The 17,199-nt window shown below is 64.7% G+C and carries 17 protein-coding genes; 6 read left to right on the plus strand and 11 right to left on the minus strand.

Annotation, left to right across the window (positions count from 1 at the left end):
* Positions 1 to 112: 112 nt before the first annotated feature.
* From J7355_RS01925 to purT, 4 genes are all read right to left on the minus strand, one after another.
* Complete coding sequence (locus J7355_RS01925) at positions 113 to 538, minus strand: OsmC family protein (RefSeq protein ID WP_209059354.1); 426 nt, start codon at positions 536 to 538, stop codon at positions 113 to 115.
* 177 nt (positions 539 to 715) lie between these two features.
* Positions 716 to 1,504, minus strand: a complete 789-nt coding sequence (locus J7355_RS01930) for an SDR family oxidoreductase (protein WP_209059356.1) — start codon at positions 1,502 to 1,504, stop codon at positions 716 to 718.
* A 114-nt stretch (positions 1,505 to 1,618) separates the two neighbouring features.
* On the minus strand, positions 1,619 to 1,843 hold the full coding sequence (locus J7355_RS01935) for a hypothetical protein (RefSeq protein ID WP_209059358.1): 225 nt from the start codon (positions 1,841 to 1,843) through the stop codon (positions 1,619 to 1,621).
* 147 nt (positions 1,844 to 1,990) lie between these two features.
* Positions 1,991 to 3,181, minus strand: a complete 1,191-nt coding sequence (gene purT / locus J7355_RS01940) for a formate-dependent phosphoribosylglycinamide formyltransferase (protein WP_209059359.1) — start codon at positions 3,179 to 3,181, stop codon at positions 1,991 to 1,993.
* A gap of 113 nt (positions 3,182 to 3,294) precedes the next feature.
* Here purT and J7355_RS01945 point away from each other — a divergent pair, with 113 nt between their 5' ends.
* Genes J7355_RS01945 through J7355_RS01955 form a run of 3 tightly spaced genes read left to right on the plus strand, consistent with a single transcriptional unit; the run spans position 3,295 to position 5,675 of the window.
* On the plus strand, positions 3,295 to 4,503 hold the full coding sequence (locus J7355_RS01945; protein WP_209059361.1) for a CaiB/BaiF CoA-transferase family protein: 1,209 nt from the start codon (positions 3,295 to 3,297) through the stop codon (positions 4,501 to 4,503).
* A complete protein-coding gene (locus J7355_RS01950; RefSeq protein ID WP_209059362.1) occupies positions 4,500 to 5,210 on the plus strand; it encodes a glutathione binding-like protein in 711 nt (236 codons plus the stop codon). Before J7355_RS01945 ends, J7355_RS01950 begins: the two co-directional genes overlap by 4 nt.
* Positions 5,211 to 5,249: 39 nt before the next feature.
* A complete protein-coding gene (locus J7355_RS01955) occupies positions 5,250 to 5,675 on the plus strand; it encodes a hypothetical protein (RefSeq protein ID WP_209059363.1) in 426 nt (141 codons plus the stop codon).
* A 32-nt stretch (positions 5,676 to 5,707) separates the two neighbouring features.
* Here the strand turns inward: J7355_RS01955 and J7355_RS01960 are convergent, their stop codons facing one another.
* Positions 5,708 to 6,949, minus strand: a complete 1,242-nt coding sequence (locus tag J7355_RS01960) for an ATP-binding protein (protein WP_209059364.1) — start codon at positions 6,947 to 6,949, stop codon at positions 5,708 to 5,710.
* A gap of 139 nt (positions 6,950 to 7,088) precedes the next feature.
* Here J7355_RS01960 and J7355_RS01965 point away from each other — a divergent pair, with 139 nt between their 5' ends.
* Positions 7,089 to 7,709: a response regulator gene (locus J7355_RS01965; RefSeq protein ID WP_209059365.1), complete on the plus strand. Its 621-nt coding sequence runs from the start codon at positions 7,089 to 7,091 to the stop codon at positions 7,707 to 7,709.
* A gap of 76 nt (positions 7,710 to 7,785) precedes the next feature.
* Here J7355_RS01965 and J7355_RS01970 read toward each other — a convergent pair whose 3' ends face one another.
* The 4 genes from J7355_RS01970 to J7355_RS01985 all read right to left on the minus strand — a co-directional run bounded on the left by J7355_RS01970 (position 7,786) and on the right by J7355_RS01985 (position 9,846).
* Positions 7,786 to 7,962: a DUF1328 domain-containing protein gene (locus J7355_RS01970; protein WP_209059367.1), complete on the minus strand. Its 177-nt coding sequence runs from the start codon at positions 7,960 to 7,962 to the stop codon at positions 7,786 to 7,788.
* A gap of 157 nt (positions 7,963 to 8,119) precedes the next feature.
* Positions 8,120 to 8,554, minus strand: a complete 435-nt coding sequence (locus J7355_RS01975; protein WP_209059368.1) for a host attachment protein — start codon at positions 8,552 to 8,554, stop codon at positions 8,120 to 8,122.
* An 83-nt stretch (positions 8,555 to 8,637) separates the two neighbouring features.
* Complete coding sequence (thpD, locus tag J7355_RS01980) at positions 8,638 to 9,573, minus strand: ectoine hydroxylase (protein ID WP_209059369.1); 936 nt, start codon at positions 9,571 to 9,573, stop codon at positions 8,638 to 8,640.
* A gap of 75 nt (positions 9,574 to 9,648) precedes the next feature.
* A complete protein-coding gene (locus tag J7355_RS01985; protein WP_209059371.1) occupies positions 9,649 to 9,846 on the minus strand; it encodes a CsbD family protein in 198 nt (65 codons plus the stop codon).
* 154 nt (positions 9,847 to 10,000) lie between these two features.
* Between J7355_RS01985 and J7355_RS01990 the strand changes: the two genes are divergently transcribed.
* On the plus strand, positions 10,001 to 11,041 hold the full coding sequence (locus J7355_RS01990) for a hypothetical protein (protein ID WP_209059373.1): 1,041 nt from the start codon (positions 10,001 to 10,003) through the stop codon (positions 11,039 to 11,041).
* 53 nt (positions 11,042 to 11,094) lie between these two features.
* Here the strand turns inward: J7355_RS01990 and speE are convergent, their stop codons facing one another.
* Entirely contained in the window at positions 11,095 to 11,940 is an 846-nt protein-coding gene (speE, locus tag J7355_RS01995) for a polyamine aminopropyltransferase (RefSeq protein WP_209059374.1), read from the minus strand.
* Positions 11,941 to 12,025: 85 nt separating this feature from the next.
* Between speE and speA the strand changes: the two genes are divergently transcribed.
* Positions 12,026 to 13,879, plus strand: coding sequence for a biosynthetic arginine decarboxylase (speA, locus tag J7355_RS02000; protein WP_209059375.1), 1,854 nt, complete (start codon positions 12,026 to 12,028; stop codon positions 13,877 to 13,879).
* 22 nt (positions 13,880 to 13,901) lie between these two features.
* Here the strand turns inward: speA and J7355_RS02005 are convergent, their stop codons facing one another.
* Positions 13,902 to 17,141, minus strand: coding sequence for a DUF748 domain-containing protein (locus tag J7355_RS02005; RefSeq protein ID WP_209059376.1), 3,240 nt, complete (start codon positions 17,139 to 17,141; stop codon positions 13,902 to 13,904).
* Positions 17,142 to 17,199: the final 58 nt, after the last annotated feature.

Consider the following 17,199-nt stretch of genomic DNA (forward strand, 5'->3'; position numbering starts at 1 on the left):
TGCGAGCGGGTGCGCTGTCGGTCGGCCGGCGTTCGGGCGCGACAAGCCGGCATAAAAAAGCCGGGCGCTGGGCCCGGCTATCATGAAGACACGCGTGACCGCGCGAAGGTGTTCAGCCTTCGAGCGCGGCGTCGAGCGTGATTTCAGCGCCCTTGTAGAGACGGGAAACCGGGCAGGCGTCCTTCGCCTTGGCCGCGATGTCCTTGAACTGCGCGTCGTCCATGCCGGGCACCTTGCCGCGGGTGATGAGCTCGATGCGCTCGATCGTGGGCGTATTCTCGACCGAGAAATGCACTTTTGCCTCGGTCTGGACCGAATCCGGCGCATGGCCTTCCTCGGCGAGCATGGCCGAGAACTGCATGGAAAAGCAGCCGGCGTGGGCAGCACCGACGAGTTCTTCCGGGTTGGTGCCGTTGCCTTCCTCGAAACGCGTCTTGAACGAGAACTGGCCTTCATAGGCCCCGCTGTCCAGCGCCATGTTGCCCTTGCCGGACTTCAGATCACCTTGCCACTGCGCATTTGCCTTGCGAACGGGCATACATCACTCCTTGTTTGTCAATGACATGTCTGACGGTAAGGCCGTTGGATGGCAAAGACAAGTATTGTGCACAATCGAAATGCGCGCTGGTGGCGGTGAATACCGGGATATCTTGGCCGGCTGACCGCGGGCCGAATGCCCGCGCGCAGGGTTGATCGGATCCGTGGCTCGTGATTTCTAGTGCTGGTAGATCATCTTGCGGGTCATGCCGCCGTCGGCGACCAGCGTCTGGCCGGTGATGAAACCGGCGTCCGGGCTGCAGAGGAAGGCCACCAGGCCCGAGATGTCGTCACCACCGCCGACACGGCCGCCCGGGTGTTGTGCATGGTCGACTGCGCGTAGTGGCGCCGGCGTGTCGTCGCCCGGCTGCTGGTCACGGACGTCGATCCAGCCGGGCGCGACCGCGTTCACGCGCACGTCCGGGCCGAGGCTTATCGACAACGCATGGGTGAGGGCGACGATGCCGCCCTTGCTGGCGGCATAGGCTTCGGTTTCGGCTTCGGACTGGTAGGCCCGGCTCGATGCCATGTTGACGATGCAGCCCCGGCGCCGACGCAGCAGCGGCGCGGCGTGTTTCGTGCACAGGAAATAGCCGGTGAGATTGGTGCCGATGACACGATTCCAGTCGGCGAGCGACAGCGACTCGATCGGGCCGTTGAACGGATCGGCGATCCCGGCATTATTGACCAGTACGTCGAGCTGGCCGTGCGTCGAAACCAGCTGCTCGATCGCACTCTGCACCGCCGACTCGTCGGCCACGTCGGCAACCAGCGTCTGACAGTGCGCGCGCAGACCCGCCGCGAGGCCGGTCTGCAGATCGGCCAGCGCGCTGGCGTCGTGGTCGAGCGCGCCCACGTGATAACCGTCGCCCAGCAACCGGCGCGTGACGGCGCGGCCGATGCCGCGTGCGGCGCCGGTCACCAGCGCGACCGGCGGGGTTAACGAAGCATCCTGATCGTTCGTCATTGAATCGACTCTCCCGATTGAGCGGGCCACGCCCACCCCATGGCGCCCATTAAAAAGGCCCGCCGCGGATCGCGACGGGCCTTCTGGCAATACGAGATTGCGCGGAAAAACAGCTTAGCTGTTGTCGTCGGCCGCGTCTTCCATCTCGTCACCGGCTTCTTCCATGCTGTCCTGCATGCTGTCGCCGGCTTCTTCCATGCTGTCCTGGGCATTGTCGGTGGCGTTGTCGATGCTTTCGCCCGCGTTCTCGGCCGGGCCGTCTTCTTCACAGGCGGCCAGGCTGAGGGTGCCCAGGCCAAGCAGCATGGCCAGGAGAATGGTGGTCAGTTTCTTTTGCATGATCGACTCCTTGAGTTCGGTAAATGAAGCTCTGTGTCGTGCGCGCGAGTATCGCGCCCCCTGTCAGAACTTGGACGAAAGTATAAAGGAAAGGCAGCTTTCCCGTATCTGAATCGAGCATAAGACCCTTGCTCGACATCAGGCTCGTCAATAGTCGATCTGGATCGCCGCCGCGCTCGTGCGCGCCTTGTCGCGTGCCTGCTCGACGTTTTCGCCGCGGGCGAGCGCGACGCCGAGCCTGCGTGCGCCGTCGATGGTCGGCTTGCCGAACAGGCGCAGTTCGGTATCCGGCGCGGTCAGCGCGTGTTCGAGCCCGTTGTAGCGCATCGACTCGCTCTGGCCTTCGCCCAGGATCACCGCGGACGCGGACGGCCCGCGCGGGTCGATCAGCGGCACCGGCAGCCCGAGAATGGCCCGCGCGTGGAGCGCGAACTCGGACAGGTTCTGGCTGATGAGCGTCACGAGCCCGGTGTCGTGCGGACGCGGCGAGACTTCGGAAAACCAGACCCGATCGCCGGCCACGAACAGCTCGACCCCGAACAACCCGTATCCGCCCAGCGCGTCGGTGATCGCCCGCGCCTGTCGCTGGGATTCGGCCAGCGCGGCATCGCTCATCGCCTGCGGCTGCCAGGATTCATGGTAGTCGCCGTCGACCTGGCGGTGGCCGATCGGCGCACAGAAGCTCGTGCCGCCGACGTGACGCACGGTCAACAGCGTGATCTCGTAATCGAATTCGACGAAACCCTCGACGATCACACGCGAGTTCTCGCCCCTGCGGCCGCGCCCGCCCGACTGTGAATACGCCCAGGCCGCGTCGATATCGGCGTCACCGCGTACCGTGCTCTGGCCCTTGCCCGACGAGGACATCACCGGCTTGACCACGCAGGGCAGGCCGATGGCCCGGATAGCGTCGCGATAGTCGGCCTCGGTTTCGGCGAAACGATAAGGCGATGTGGGCAGCCCCAGTTCCTCGGCCGCCAGCCGCCGGATGCCCTCGCGGTCCATGGTCAGCTGCGCCGCGCGCGCGGTGGGGACCACCTGAAACCCTTCGGATTCGAGTTCGACGAGGGTCGCCGTGGCGATGGCCTCGATTTCGGGCACGATGAGCGCGGGGCGTTCCTGTTCGACGATTGCGCGTATCGCGGCGCCATCGGTCATGTCGACGATGTGATGACGATGCGCCACCTGCATGGCCGGCGCGCGCGCATAGCGATCGACCGCGATCACCTCGCAGCCGAGCCGTGACAGTTCGATGGCGACTTCCTTGCCGAGTTCGCCGCTGCCCAGCAGCATGATGCGGGTAGCGGAATCCGAGCCTGGGGTGCCGAGCGTGGTCATGTCGATCCTTGATGGTGGGCGGGCGAACCTGGCCGGCTATTGTCGCCGCCCGGACGCACCGAGAAAAGCGTGCCGCTTTCGCGCCCCTTACGGCTCGCATTAAACTCTCGCGCATGAAACAACCGCTGTCCGGCTATCGCGTCATCGACCTTACGGCCATGGTTTCGGGCCCGCTTGCGACCATGCAGCTCGCCGACCAGGGCGCGGAAGTACTCAAGATCGAGCGTCCCGATGTGGGCGACTACACCCGGCTCGCGTCGAACCAGCGCCACGGCTTCTCGGCGAGCTATCTGAACAACAACCGGAACAAGCGCTCGGTCGCGCTCGACCTCAAGGCGCCGGCCGGCCGCGAGGCGCTGTTGCGGCTGTGCGAGAACGCCGACGTGTTCGTACAGAATTTCCGCCCGGGCGTAGTCGAGCGCATGGGCCTTGGCGAGGAGGCTATTCGGGCCGTGGCGCCGGACATCGTCTACTGCTCGATCAGCGGTTTCGGGGCCGCCGGCCCCTATGCGACCTATCCGGTGTACGACCCGCTTGTGCAGGCGCTGTCGAGCCTGGCGAGCATCCAGGGGGGCGCGGATACGGCGCGCCCGCGCCTGGTGCGTACGATCGTGCCGGACAAGCTCACCGGCTATGTCGCCGCCCAGGCCATCACCGCGGCCCTGCTGGCGCGCGCCAATGGCGCGCCCGGTCAGCATGTGCATGTCTCCATGCTCGATGCGGTGATCGATTTTCTCTGGCATTCGGACATGAACAGCCAGACCTTCGTCGGCGACGAGTTCGACCAGGCCAAGGCCGCCAGCTTCATCGATCTGATCTACGAAACAACCACGGGCTATATCAGCGTCGCGGTGCAGACCGACAAGGAATGGCAGGCGCTGCTCGCCGCGCTCGGCACACCGGAATGGAACGACGACCCGCGTTTCGCCACACCGGCCGCGCGTCAGGACAACATCAACGCACGGCTGGAGATGACCCAGGCACAGCTTGTTGAAAACAGCGCCGAGCACTGGCTCGAGCGGCTGACCGCGCATGGCGTGCCCTGTGCGCCGGTGCTGACCCGTACGGATCTGCTGTCGCACGAGCAGATCGCGGCCAACGCGATCCTCGTCGAAACCGATCACGAACAGGCCGGCCGCCTGCGTCAGGCGCGCCCGGCCGCACGCTTTTCGGCCATGCCGCAGCCGGACTTTCGTGGCGCGCCGCCGCTGGGCGCCGACACGGCCGCCGCGCTGCGCGAGAGCGGCTACGATGCCGATGCCATTCAGGCCTTGTTTGACGACGGGGCTGCCGCCGACGGCAAGGACGCGCCTACGCCATGATCGACTTCTACTACTGGCCGACACCCAACGGCTGGAAAATCTCGATTCTGCTCGAGGAACTGGGTCTGGACTACAAGCTGATCCCGGTGGATATCAATGCCGGCGATCAGTTCGAGCCGGCCTTTCTCGCCATATCGCCGAACAACCGCATGCCGGCCATCGTCGACCACGAGCCGGCGCCGGGTTACGGCGATCAACCGTTGCCGATCTTCGAGTCCGGCGCGATCGCGCGCTATCTCGCCGACAAGGCCGGCCAGTTCCTGCCCGCAGATCCGCGGCAGCGAAAGGAAGTCGACGAGTGGCTGTTCTGGCAGGTCGGCAATCTGGGCCCGATGGGCGGCCAGATGAGCCATTTCGTCAATTACGCGCCCGGCGACCATCCGTACTCCTACAAGCGTTACACCGGCGAATATCATCGCTGTCTGGGTGTGCTGGAACGCCGTCTGGAAGGGCGTGACTATCTGGTGGGCGGGGTCTACACCATCGCCGATATCGTCAACTGGCCCTGGGTGCTGATCGCGAAGGCCATGGGCCAGCCGCTGGACGATTTCCCGAATGTTGCCGCCTGGCGGCAGCGGGTCAAGACACGTCCGGCCGTACAGCGCGGCGTCGATCTGGGCAAGCAGTGGCGGGGCGGCCAGCCGAAAAGCGAGGAGGCCCGCCAGCGTCTGTTCAACCAGACCGCCGACACCGCACGCGGGCGCTAGACGCGCCGCATATCTCGTTCAATTCACACAAGGCTGTTCATGTTCGCGTACATCAAGGCATTCGTCGCCGGCTTCGTTTCCACGCTCACGTTTCACCAAGGCCTGCTCTGGGTGTTCGACAATGCCGGGCTGCGCGCGGCGAGCGTATGGAATATGGCGCCGGTGCCGCCGCTGGGCGTGCCGGCGGTGGTGTCGCTGGCGTTCTGGGGTGGTCTCTGGGGTGTGCTGCTGTGGCTGCTTATCCGGCGCGCGCTCGCTGCAGGCTACTACGTGGGCGCGTTCATTCTCGGCGCCGTCGGTCCGACGCTGGCGTATCTGTTCGTCGTTCAGTGGCTCAAGGGTCAGCCAATGCCCGCGATTCTCGACGGCCTGAGCCTGCACGGTGTGGGTCTTGGCCTGGCGCTCAACGGCACCTGGGGGCTCGGCGTGGCCATCCTGATGCGGGTGATGCACCCGCCGCGCTAGCCCGGAATGCGTTGCCCCGTGCGCGCGGTCCTCTAACCGCGCGGCAGGCGCAGTGCGAATGTCGTGCGCGCATCGCGGTCGTCGCTGTTGGCCGCGCGCCCGCGGTCGAGTAGCAGCAGATCGCCGCCGTGGCTGCGGGCCAGTGTTCGGCTCACGGCCAGCCCGAGACCGACGCCTTCGGACTTGGTGGTCATGAACGGTTCGAAGATTTCCACGTCTTCGGCGATGCCCGGCCCGTTGTCGCTGACTTCGATATCGACATACTCGTCGTGGTCGGCGTTCACGCGAACGAAGACCTCGTGCAGCTCGTCGTCGGCCTCGCTGTCGCCAAAGGCATCCATGGCATTGGTCACAAGATTGCGCAGGATCTGCTGCACGAAGATCTCGTCCACCGGCAATTCGAGATGCTCGACTGTGTCGATGGCGGGGCCGTTGTAGCGCACGTTGGCCCCGCGCAGCGCCGGGTCGAGCAGCTGATGCACGTCGTCGATGATCGGCTGCACTGACTGTGACTTGCAGGTGGGCTTGCCCTGGCGCGCGAAGTCGCGCAGATGATGAATCACCGAGACGGCGCGCGAGATCTCGTGATCGGCGCGCTCGAGCGTCGTTCGTACCTCGTCGCCGCTGGCGGTGAAGCCCATGCGCGCACGCGCGATGAAATTGCGTGCCGCGGTCAGCGGCTGGCTCAGGTCGTGCGCGAGACCGGTGCCCAGCGCGGCGAATACGCTGACCCGGTCGTGGGTATCGATGCTGGTATGCAGCTTGGCGATCCGATCGTTGAACTCGATGCGGTCGGTCACGTCGAGCGCAAAGCCCGCCAGGCGATAGAGCTCGCCTTCGTCGTCGAGCACCGGAAAGGCGCGATCCCGAATCCAGCGGATTTCGCCGTCCGGCCGGTTGATGCGGAAGGTCTTGTCGTACTCGCCGTCGGCGGCGTCGCGCTTGAAGGCCTTGAGGACTTCTTCACGATCGGCGTCGTGCACCCACGCCAGGCGCCGACCCGGATCGTCGTAAAGACTCTGGCAGGTCTGGCCCCAGATCTGCTCGTAGGCCGGGCTGATATAGACCAGTTCGTCGCCGAGCGGATTGGTCATCCAGAACACTTCGCGAATATGCTCGGCCAGCTCGCGAAAACAGCGCTCGTTGTTCTCGGCGCGACAGCGTAGTTCGTTTTCTTCAGCCAGTCGACGTTCGAGCTGTTCGATACGCGAGTGGGCTGCCTCCAGTGTCTCGGGGCGCGTGTTGTCGAGATTTTCTGGATCGCGGTCGCTCATTTGACGGGTCCTGGATCTTTGGGAAAGGCGGGCCACCGAAAGGTTATCGGCCAAAGCGCCTTGTCAAACAGAGTGCAATAAACTAAAAAGATGGGCGTTAAAGCCCTTTATGTGTCCTGCGAAGAGGAATCAGCGCCAGGTGCCTTTTGTCGTTCACGTTGTCGATGATGATCCTGCGATCCGCGAATCGCTAAAGGCGCTTTTGTGCGACGCGGGGTATGAGGTCGACTGCTACTCCAGCGCCGAGGCATTTCTGCAGGTCCGTGCGCCACGCCGCGGCTGTGCGTTGATCGATCTGTGGCTCAAGGGAACTGACGGTATCACGTTGCAGAAAGAGCTGATTGCCAGCAACGCCGCGCTCAGCGTGATCATGATGAGTGCCTATGGTGATATCGAACATGCCGTGACCGCGATGCGTCTCGGCGCGGTCGATTTCGTGCAGAAGCCGTTCTCGCCGGAGAACATGCTCGAAAAGATCGATCGCCTGGCCAAGGCCACCGACAGCGACGACACGTCGATGCGCGAGGCTCGGCAGCATGCGGCTCTGATCGAACTGCTTACGCCGCGTGAAAAGCAGGTTCTGTCGATGATTGTCGACGGCTTGGCCAACAAACAGGTCGCCGGCCAGCTCGGTATCAGCGCACGCACGGTGGAGACGCATCGGGTGCATATTATGCAAAAGCTCAATGCCGAGTCGCTGCCGCATCTCGTCAGAATCTGGATTTCAGCCGGTAATTTGATCGAAGTCCCGGAATACTGAAGCGAAAAAAGGCGCCGCCGGAAAAGGGGGAAACCGACGACGCCATCCAAAACTTCAGGTTGTCGGCACCCCGACGCTAGATTTTCGGGCCTCTGCCTCTGACCGCGTTCGAGACCAGTGCGATCACGAACAGCACGAGGAAGATGAAGAACAGTATCTTCGCGATACCCGCAGCGCCGGAGGCGATGCCGCCGAAGCCAAACAGCGCCGCGACGATTGCGACGATGAAAAACGTAATAGCCCAACCCAGCATGGCGTACTCCTTGTAGCGGTGTGCTCTGGTTCGCAACCTTATGCTTCAAGGCTATGGCAGGTACGTGACGCTGCCTATCCGTAGAAGCACTCAACTCGCTACCTGCAGTATGAACGGAAAATCGCGGGTGCCAATGCTGTGCTCGTCGCAGTCTCTGTTACAGCTGATTGTCCAGCTGTTTCTCGATCTGCTGCTGGTCGTGCTGCGCCCAGTTCTTGTCCAACGTCTTGCGCACCGTGTCCCGTAGCGGGTTGTCCATATGGTCACGAAGACGCCCCAGAAACGACGGGTCGGCCACAATGACCAGTTCCTTGAAGGCGTCGTCGTTGAGCCCGCTCTTGAGCCGTTCGGTCACCTGCTTGGCAAAGATGTCGGCGTGCTTTTCGCTGGTGGTGGTCTGCGGATCCGCCTGATGCTGACCCGAGCCGCCACTGTCGTGAATTTCGCCCTTGCCGCCGGTGCGCAGGTCGCCTTCATGGGCTTCGCTTTCACTGTGCTTGAGCGTATCGACGAGGGTCAGCTTGTGTTCGGCGTCTCGGGAGAACAGCCGCGCACGCGCGGCGTCGCTGACAACGATCCATTGATTGCTCATGACATTCTTCCTTTCGGGATGACCCGATCACTATGGATGACAGCCGTCGCGGCTCGAAAGGGCCGCGGGCTGACGAACGTGAGCTACGCCGATTTCGCGTACTGATACTCGGTGTACGGGTCGTGCATCTCCAGCGCCCGGGGTGTGTCCCGGTTAGCCAGAAACGACGGCCGCGGGTTATCGGCGGCGTAGGGCGCGCCGAGTGCGTTCTCGACACTGTTGTAGACGAAGAACAGGTTCGAGCGCGGCCACGGCGACATGTTCGAGTTGGATGCGTGCAGCACGTTGCACTCGAACAACAGCAGCGAGCCGGCCGGCCCCTTCGGCGCCTGGATGCCGCCCCGGTTGACCAGATCCTGCAGGTTCTTCTGGCTCGGTACGCCGGCTTCCTGGGCCTTGAGCGAGCTCTTCCAGTTGTCGTCCGGCGTGGCGCCCTGGCAGGGCACGAACTGATGGTGCGAGCCCGGAATCAACATCAACGGGCCGTTGAACTCGTTGTTGTCGGTGAGCATGATCGACGCGCTGATGGCGCGCATGCGCGGCATGCCGTCCTCGGCGTGCCAGGTCTCGAAGTCCGAGTGCCAGTCGAAGCCGGCGCCCTGGAAGCCGTACTTGTCGTTGATGCGTGACTGGTGGATATAGACATCGCCACCCAGCAGCTGGCGCACCATGCCGAGAATACGCGGATCACGCGTGAGCTCGGCGAAACGGCTCGAAATGCGGTGCATGTCGAACACCGAACGGATCGCGCCGGATTTCGGGTCGCGAATCACGCCGTCCTGCTTGAGCAGGTCCTGGTCATGACTCATGTCCTCGAGTTCCTCGAAGAACGGCGCCATGCGTTCCTGGGAGAAGAACCCCTCGAACCACAGGTAACCGTCGCGTTCGAAGTTGGAGAGGGCGACTTCGCCCAGCGGGCCGTTCCAGCGGTTGTCCGGTGCGGCATGCACCACCGGGTCGCGGCGCATGAAGCGTTCTGCAGGTTTGCTCGTACGCGTCACATAATCGTCGTGTCGCATATGACCTCCTCTGTCGGGTTCGCTCGTCCAGTCGCGAGTGCCCGGCGCCGCAATGGCGCCGGGCCGGTCGCGCTTTTAGAACTTGCGTTCGAAGTCCTTGAGTTTCTCTTCGGCGGCTTCCTTGGTGTCGCCGTATTTTTCCTGGATTTTCGCCAGCATGTTCTGGCGTTTGCCGTGGACCTGTTCAACATCGTCATCCGTCAGGCGGCCCCAGTGCTCGCGGACCTTGCCCTTCATGCGATCCCATTTGCCTTCGAATTGATCTTCGTTCATGACGTTCTGTCCTCTGTCGGTTTGTGTCGTGACAGTCGAGAACGTAAGCGCGACACGGGACGCCCTCAATACGGGCTAATACCTAAGCAGACGTCTCGCCTTGCCCGGCTTAACGTGTAAGCTCGCGGTCTGGCTCAAACCTTCACATTCGCGCATGACACAGTCCAAGACGATGAACAAGTCCGCACAGGCGCTATTCGAGGCCCATGTCGCGTTCGAGCTCGACCAGTGGCGCGGCAAGGGCGCGGCCAAACGTCTCAAGGCCGAAGTCGACGCGATCTGGCAGTGGGCCGGCGACACGACGCTCGAGTCGCTGGTTTCGGTGGATACGGTGCGGGGTGCGGCCGAACGCCTGGCCCTGGACATGCGCCTGCCGGACGATCTCGCCGGCGTGATCGGCAGCATCGCCGACGACCTCATCCGGCTGGAGCTGAACAAGAAGACCCGCGTACAGGACGTCATCGACGAGAGCCTGTTCGAGGAGGGCGTGAACCTGTTCGTGGAGCTCGAGGCGCTTCGGGCGCGCCTGATCGAGCGGCTGCTGGACAGCCCGGTCTATACCGCGCTCGCCTCGGACGTGCTCTATCAGGGCATCAAGGACTACATCTTCTCCGATACCGGCGCAATCAAATCGATTCCGGGCGTGTCGTCGCTGATCAAGGGCTCGAGCAGCGCGATCAGCAAACGCATGCCGGGCCTGGAAGCGCAGGTGGAAAAGCGCGTGCGTGCTTATATCGAGAACAACACGGCCAAGACGCTCGCGCGCAGCCAGGAGCTGCTGATCGAGTCGCTCGACGAGGAACGCATCCGCGCCATCGCCGCCGAGATCTGGGCCGAGGTGCACGACAAGAAGCTGTCGATCGACGACGTTGTCGACACGGACGAACTCCAGAAGCTCGTCGACTATGGCCTGCGTGTCTGGCAGGAACTGCGCGAGACCCAGTGCATCGGTGACCTGGTCGATGCCGCCGTGGTGTCCTATTTCGAGCGCAACGGCAGCCGCTCGCTCACCGACGTACTCGGCGACGTGGGCGTGGATCTCGATCTGCTGCACCAGGAGGCCGAGACGCTCGCGCCGGTGGTCATCGAGGGGCTGTCGGAAAGCGGGTTGCTGGAAGACCTGGTGCGTCGACGCCTGGCTGCGTTCTATTCGTCCAAGGTGTTCGAGAAGGCGCTGGGCGAAGCCACCGAGTAGCGATTGGCGTGCGCGGCGCCCGCGATCGGCGCCGCGCTACCCTTCCGGTGCCTTCAGCCGCCGAGAATACGGGCCATGAAGGCCGGCTGGGCGAAGGCCGCGTTGTGCATGGCCGGCGTGTAGTAGAAGGTTTCGAAATCCAGCTCGCCCTGCGGCGCATACAGCGTGCGCGTATCGCGCGCTGCCAGCGTGGCGGACCACCAGCCGGTCGGGTAGCTCGGCTGTGGGAAACTCAACAGCTGCGTATCGGCAAAACCGCTGTTGCGCAGGCCGTCGTGCATCTCGCCGATCAGTTCGCTGTGCACCAGCGGGGATTCGCTCTGCTGCACCAGCAGGCCGCCATTGCCGAGCACGCGGTGGCACTGCTTGTAGAACGCTTCGTTGAACAGCCCCTCGGCCGGGCCGATGGGGTCGGTACTGTCGATGATGATCAGGTCGACGCTGGCGTCCGGCGCATTCTTCATCCAGGCCACGCCGTCCTCGAAGGCCAGGGTCGCGCGCGGATCGTCGTTCGAATCGCACAGCGCCGGGAAGTATGCCTCGGCGATGCGGGTGACCCGTTCATCGATCTCGATCTGGGTGGCGGACTCGACGCTGTCATGCTTGAGCACTTCGCGCAGGGTGCCGCAATCGCCGCCGCCGATGATCACCACGTTCCTGGCTGCGCCGTGGGCGAACAGGGCAGGGTGGGTCATCATCTCGTGGTAGACGAAGTTGTCGCGGTCGGTGAGCATCACCAGCCCGTCGATGGTGAGCAGCCGGCCGAAGGTGTCGGTCTCGTAGACCGCGATCTCCTGGTAGGGCGAGGTTTCCTCGTGCAGCCTGGCCTTGATTCGGAGCGAAAAGCCCAGCCCCAGCGTGTCGCTTGCTTCGGTATACCAGTTGCCGTCGAGTACCATGCGTTTCCCTTGTGCGCGCTCAAGCGCAGCCGTCGAGCCAAACAGGCCACGCAGTATATCGCCCAGTCACGCAGTATAAATATCCATGTCGCAACACAATCAACGCACGGCCAGCGTGCCGGCCTGGCAGATCGACGATGCCCGCGCACTCTATCGTGTGAAGACCTGGGGCGAGGGTTATTTCGATATCAACGAGCGCGGCGCGGTCACGGTCATCCCGAAGGCTGGCGGCCCGGCCATCGATCTCGACGCGCTCACCGACGAGATTCAGCGCGCGGGCCTGCGGCTGCCGGTACTGGCGCGCTTCACCGATATCCTCGGTGATCGCATCAACCGGCTCTGCGATGCGTTCGAGGCCGCCCGCGAGCGCCACGACTACGGTGGGCGCTATACGGTCGTCTACCCGGTCAAGGTCAATCAGCAGCGGGCCGTGGTCGAACAACTGGTCGCTGTCGGCGGTGAGCGTGCGGGCCTGGAAGCCGGCAGCAAGCCGGAGCTGATGGCCGTGCTCGCACTCGCCGCGCCGGGCAGCATTATCGTGTGCAACGGCTACAAGGACCGCGCGTTCCTGCGGCTGGCGATGATCGGCCAGCAGCTCGGCCATCGCGTGCATATCGTGGTCGAGAAGCCTTCCGAGCTGGAGCCGATCGCCGAGATCGCCGACGATCTGGGGCTGCGCCCGAACATCGGGCTACGCGTGCGCCTGGCCAGTGTGGCCGCCGGCCACTGGCAGAACACCGGCGGCGAAAAATCCAAGTTCGGCCTGACCGCGTCGCAGGTGGTCGACGCGCTGGCGTGCCTGGAACGACTGGGCTTTGCCGACTGCGTGCAGATGCTGCACGTGCATGTCGGCTCGCAGGTAGCCGATCATGCGGCCCTGGCGCGCGCGATGGATGAAACCGCTCATCTCTATCGCGGCCTGCGCGCGCTTGGCGCGCCGGTGAGCGTGGTCGATGTCGGCGGCGGGCTGGCCGTGGACTATGAAGGCCGCGGCGCGCGTTCGTTCTGTTCCATGAACTACGGTGTGCCGGACTATGCCGACGTCGTGATCGGCGCACTGGCGCGGGTCTGTCGCAGCTTCGAGCTGCCCATGCCCGACGTGATCAGCGAATCTGGCCGGGCGCTGACTGCGCATCACGCCGTGCTGCTCACCCAGGTCATCGACAGCGAATCCGCGGGCGACGACAGCCTCGCCGCGCTGGAGGGCAGTATGTCGCCGAGCGCCACGCTGGACCGCGCCGAGCGGCATATGGCCGACGTGCAGGCGCGGTTTCTGGCGGGCGATGTCGGCCTGGCAGAACGTGCGGCCGCCGAGGCCGAGGTGTCGGCCATCTATCGCGCGCTCGCCGCCCACGCGCCCGACAACGACGACGAACGCGCGGCGATTGTCTTGGCGCAGGAAAAGCTCGCCTCGAAATATTTCGTGAATTTCTCGGTGTTTCAGTCGGTGCCGGATGTCTGGGCGCTGGACCAGATCTTTCCCGTCATGCCGCTGGCACGGCTCAACGAGCGGCCGGACGAACGCGCGCGCCTGTGCGACCTGACCTGCGACTCCGACGGGCGCCTGGACCGCTATGTCGACGAAAACGGCGTCGACAGCACGCTGCCGTTGCATGCGCTGCGCGCGGGCGAATCCTATCGACTGGGCATCTTCATGGTCGGCGCCTATCAGGAGAATCTGGGCGACATGCACAACCTGTTCGGCGATACCGACGTGGTCAACGTCGAGATCGACCACCGGGGCGGCTGGCGCCTGGCCGATGCCGAGCAGGGCGACCGCGCCGACGAACTGCTGCGCTATGTCCACTTCGAGCCGGATGACCTGCGCGCGGCCTATCGGCGCAAGCTGGCGGCATCGAAGCTCGATACCCGAACGAAGCGCGAGACCGAAACACTGCTCGAGGCCGGTCTGTCGGGCTATACCTACCTGCTGGAGTAGGCGCCTTTTACTTGCGTCGACGCTACTTGCCGGTGAGCGAAAACGTCGCCCGGGGCTGGGCATCGGCGGCACGGTCGATGACCGAATCGGCGAGGGTAATGCGATCCGGCGGCACATCGCGCGCGGCGAGATAGTCGCGCACCGCGGACGCGCGGCTGTCGGCGAGCTGGCGTAGCGCGGGGATATTGCCGTTGTCGATCGTGTCGCCGCCGAACAGCGACATCGCATCGGCATCCTGCGGCGTCGCGTTGGCCTGGACGGTCAGGCGCAGTCCCGGTTTCTCGCGCATGGATTGCGCGATGTTGCCCAGATAGCCGCGATCGTCGGGCTGGATGTAATGCTTGCCGGCGACGAACACCACCGGCTTGGACACCAGCGAGCGCCCCAGATTGAGCAGCGCGTTCTTGGCCTTGTTGAGCAGGCCGAGCGGCGAGTAATCGCTCATGATCGTGGTGCGCAGACCGGCAAGCACCGCCTCGCGTACGAGGTTGCGGATCGAGAAGTAGGGGTTGGTTACGTCGCCCAGGATGGCGGTCTCGAACTGGATGGTGTCGTCCTGGCCGCGCACCAGGCTTAACGCGGTATCCATGGAAATGCCGAATACGATTTCGGTCTCCTCGCCCGGCGTGTCCACCAGCCGGAAATTCGACAGCGTGGTATCTAGATTGCCATCGAGCTGGCCATCGGTGGCTTCCAGATTCAGCGTGCCGTCGGCCACGCCGCGTGCGATCCGCCGGCCCATGGCCGCGTTGAGATAGCCTGACATCGGCGCCAGCGCGAGTGAACGCATCCAGGCGTCCAGATCCATGTTCATGCCGCCGCTTGCCAGCGGCGCGATCGTGCCGCGGCTGTCCAGGTGGCCGTACTCGCCCACGTCCAGCGCCAGTCGATAGTTCGCGTCCTGTTCGGGGCTGGCCGTGTCGAGACCGTCGATCGTGAGTTCCAGCGCCGAGCCGCTGAGTTGCACGGGCGGGCGGACCGCGACATCCGTGAAGCCGATCGAGGGCCCGGTCAGGGTCAGATGATCGATGGCATAGGTCGACGGCGCACCGGCGGTGTCGGACGCCCCCGCCGCATCGGCGCCCGATGCGTTCTCGCCGCCGAAATAGAGTGCCATGACGCCCATGCCGGATGCGTCGCGCCGAACGTGAATGTCGGCGCCGTCGATATCGAGATTCGACAGCCGATAGGCGCGCAGGTCGTCTAGCGCAAAACCGCGCGCGGTCGCGTTGGTGGCGTCGAGCACAGCCGCGCTGGTGTCGTTGTCGCCCAGAAAGCGCACGCCGGTGGCCTGAAGTGTGTCGAAGGCGATGGCGTTCAGACCGTCGATGGCGAGATTGTCCAGTTCGGCGTCGCGCAGCGCGATCCAGGGCGCGCCGATCGCGGTATTTGTGAGCGCGAATGCCTGGCTGGCGATATCGCCGGCGACGCGCAACCGAAGGCCGGTGCCATCGACGGGCTGTTCGCTGTAATCGCCGTTGAACACGATGCGCTCCGACGACAGGGCGAGCGGTTGGCCGGGCAGGGCGAGGCGGGCATGGTTTGCGATGAGGCGCCCCTGCATGCGCCGGGCGAACCGGGCGCCGATGTCGAAAGCCATCGTGCCGTTGTAGCGTGCGGCGTCGGCCTCGAACGTGGCGGTGGCCGGCACGGCGAAGGTCAGCGCGCCGCTATCGAGGCCGCCGTCGCTGCGCACGCGAATACGCTGATTAGCCGTCACGTCGATCGCGCCGTTCCAGCTCAGAGGCGCCATATTCAGGCCGAGGCTGCCGGGCACGCGCAGATCGGCGTCGTCGGCTTTGAGCGTGCCGTCGCTATCGATCTGCAGGTCGTCGGCTGCGGTCGTGGTGACGGTACCCTGCCAGTCCAGCGCACGGGCCTGGAAACGGCTGTCGCCGGCCAGGGCGACGTCCAGCGTCTGCGCACGCAGGCGGCCATCGTTGTCGACGGCGACGGTATTGCCGAGCGTGGTTTCGTTTACGCCCTGCCAATGCAGATCGCGGCCGTCGATGCGCGTGTCGCCCGCGAGGCTCATCGTCAGGTGATCGGCGTCGAGCGCGCCGTCTCCCGTGATGGTGGTATCGCGGCTTGCGACGCGAACGTTCGTCTGCCCCTGCCAGTCGAGGCGCGGCGTCTGCAGCCGTGTTTCGCTGGCGTTGCTGTTCAGGTCAAGGTCTTTCGCGATCAGCGTGCCATCGGTGTCGATACGGGTGGCGTCGGCGGCGAGGGTAAGCGCGGTGCGCCCCTGCCAGTCGCCGCTGGCCTGGGTGAGGCTGAACGCATCGCCGTGCTTCAGCGCCATCGCGGTGGCCTGTAGCTGGCCATCGCTGGTGAGCGTGCCGGGTTGACCGTCGGGACGCAGCAGCGCGAATTGCAGGGCGCCCTGCCAGTTGAAGCGCTCGCCGGAAAGCGTCAGGCCGTTGGCCAGCGCCAGGGCGGATTGGCGCCAATCCGCCTTGCCGTCGATGGCGAGGGTCAGATCCCGGGCCGGGTCGTAACGCAGGTCGATCTGCTGCTTGCTGTCGACGGTGCCGGTCAGGCGCTGCAGGCCGCCGGCGCGCGTGATGGGCGAGAGCAGGTCGAGTTCGAAATTCGTGGTCTCGATCTCGAAGTGGCCCGAGACGGTATCGCCGAATGGCGTGATGCGGCCTTGGACGCGGAGATGGCTGTCGTCCACGCGCATGTCGGCGTCGAGCGGCACGTCGTTGTCCTTCTGCCAGGTCACCACGTCGCGCGCGCTGGATTCGTTGAGCACCAGTTCGCGATCGACCGCCGGCTGGTCGCCGTTGGCCGGCTGCCGGTAGTGCAGACGCAGCTTGCCGAGCGTGAGCTGCTGGAGTGCCAGCCCCCATTCAAGCGGCTGCGAATCGTCTGCGTCGTTCGGGGCCACCGGCACGCCGGCCACCCGCAGAGTGTTGTCGGCCGTGCGTCGTATGTCCGCGGCCGCGTCTTCGAGCACCAGGCGCGAGACATGCAGGCGCTTGGACAGCAGCGGGGCGTAGTCGATGGATACGAGCAGTCGGCCGACCGAAAAACCGTCGCCCGCTTCGCCCTGGCCTTCGGCATCCTCGAACACCACGGTGCCGCTGAATACGTCGACATCGACGTTGCCGAAAGAGGCCGTTACACCGGCTTGGGCGAGGTAGCGGCGCGTCAGCTGTCGGGCCGCCACTTCAGGAAGCCACAGCAGCGCGAGACCGACGAGCGCGGCCAGCACGCCGAGCGCCACGATTGCGCGTTTCGCGCGGCGGGAAAGATTCATAGCGACATACGACCGGCCACCCCAATAGGCCCGTTTTCCGCAACAGGCGTGCCCCGGC

Source organism: Endozoicomonas sp. G2_2, from assembly GCF_017744135.1.
Lineage (GTDB): Bacteria > Pseudomonadota > Gammaproteobacteria > Nevskiales > Salinisphaeraceae > Salinisphaera.

Bases quoted from the DNA above. Each gene is read 5' to 3' on its own strand.
- speE (WP_209059374.1), bottom strand. From the start codon at position 11,940: ATGGTACTCGACGGCAACTGGTATACCGAAGCAAGCGACACGCTGGGG.
- J7355_RS01935 (WP_209059358.1), bottom strand. From the start codon at position 1,843: ATGCAAAAGAAACTGACCACCATTCTCCTGGCCATGCTGCTTGGCCTG.
- J7355_RS02005 (WP_209059376.1), bottom strand. From the start codon at position 17,141: ATGAATCTTTCCCGCCGCGCGAAACGCGCAATCGTGGCGCTCGGCGTG.
- J7355_RS01990 (WP_209059373.1), top strand. From the start codon at position 10,001: ATGACACAGTCCAAGACGATGAACAAGTCCGCACAGGCGCTATTCGAG.
- J7355_RS01985 (WP_209059371.1), bottom strand. From the start codon at position 9,846: ATGAACGAAGATCAATTCGAAGGCAAATGGGATCGCATGAAGGGCAAG.
- purT (WP_209059359.1), bottom strand. From the start codon at position 3,181: ATGACCACGCTCGGCACCCCAGGCTCGGATTCCGCTACCCGCATCATG.
- J7355_RS01925 (WP_209059354.1), bottom strand. From the start codon at position 538: ATGCCCGTTCGCAAGGCAAATGCGCAGTGGCAAGGTGATCTGAAGTCC.
- J7355_RS01945 (WP_209059361.1), top strand. From the start codon at position 3,295: ATGAAACAACCGCTGTCCGGCTATCGCGTCATCGACCTTACGGCCATG.
- J7355_RS01950 (WP_209059362.1), top strand. From the start codon at position 4,500: ATGATCGACTTCTACTACTGGCCGACACCCAACGGCTGGAAAATCTCG.
- thpD (WP_209059369.1), bottom strand. From the start codon at position 9,573: ATGCGACACGACGATTATGTGACGCGTACGAGCAAACCTGCAGAACGC.
- speA (WP_209059375.1), top strand. From the start codon at position 12,026: ATGTCGCAACACAATCAACGCACGGCCAGCGTGCCGGCCTGGCAGATC.
- J7355_RS01960 (WP_209059364.1), bottom strand. From the start codon at position 6,949: ATGAGCGACCGCGATCCAGAAAATCTCGACAACACGCGCCCCGAGACA.
- J7355_RS01955 (WP_209059363.1), top strand. From the start codon at position 5,250: ATGTTCGCGTACATCAAGGCATTCGTCGCCGGCTTCGTTTCCACGCTC.
- J7355_RS01975 (WP_209059368.1), bottom strand. From the start codon at position 8,554: ATGAGCAATCAATGGATCGTTGTCAGCGACGCCGCGCGTGCGCGGCTG.
- J7355_RS01930 (WP_209059356.1), bottom strand. From the start codon at position 1,504: ATGACGAACGATCAGGATGCTTCGTTAACCCCGCCGGTCGCGCTGGTG.
- J7355_RS01970 (WP_209059367.1), bottom strand. From the start codon at position 7,962: ATGCTGGGTTGGGCTATTACGTTTTTCATCGTCGCAATCGTCGCGGCG.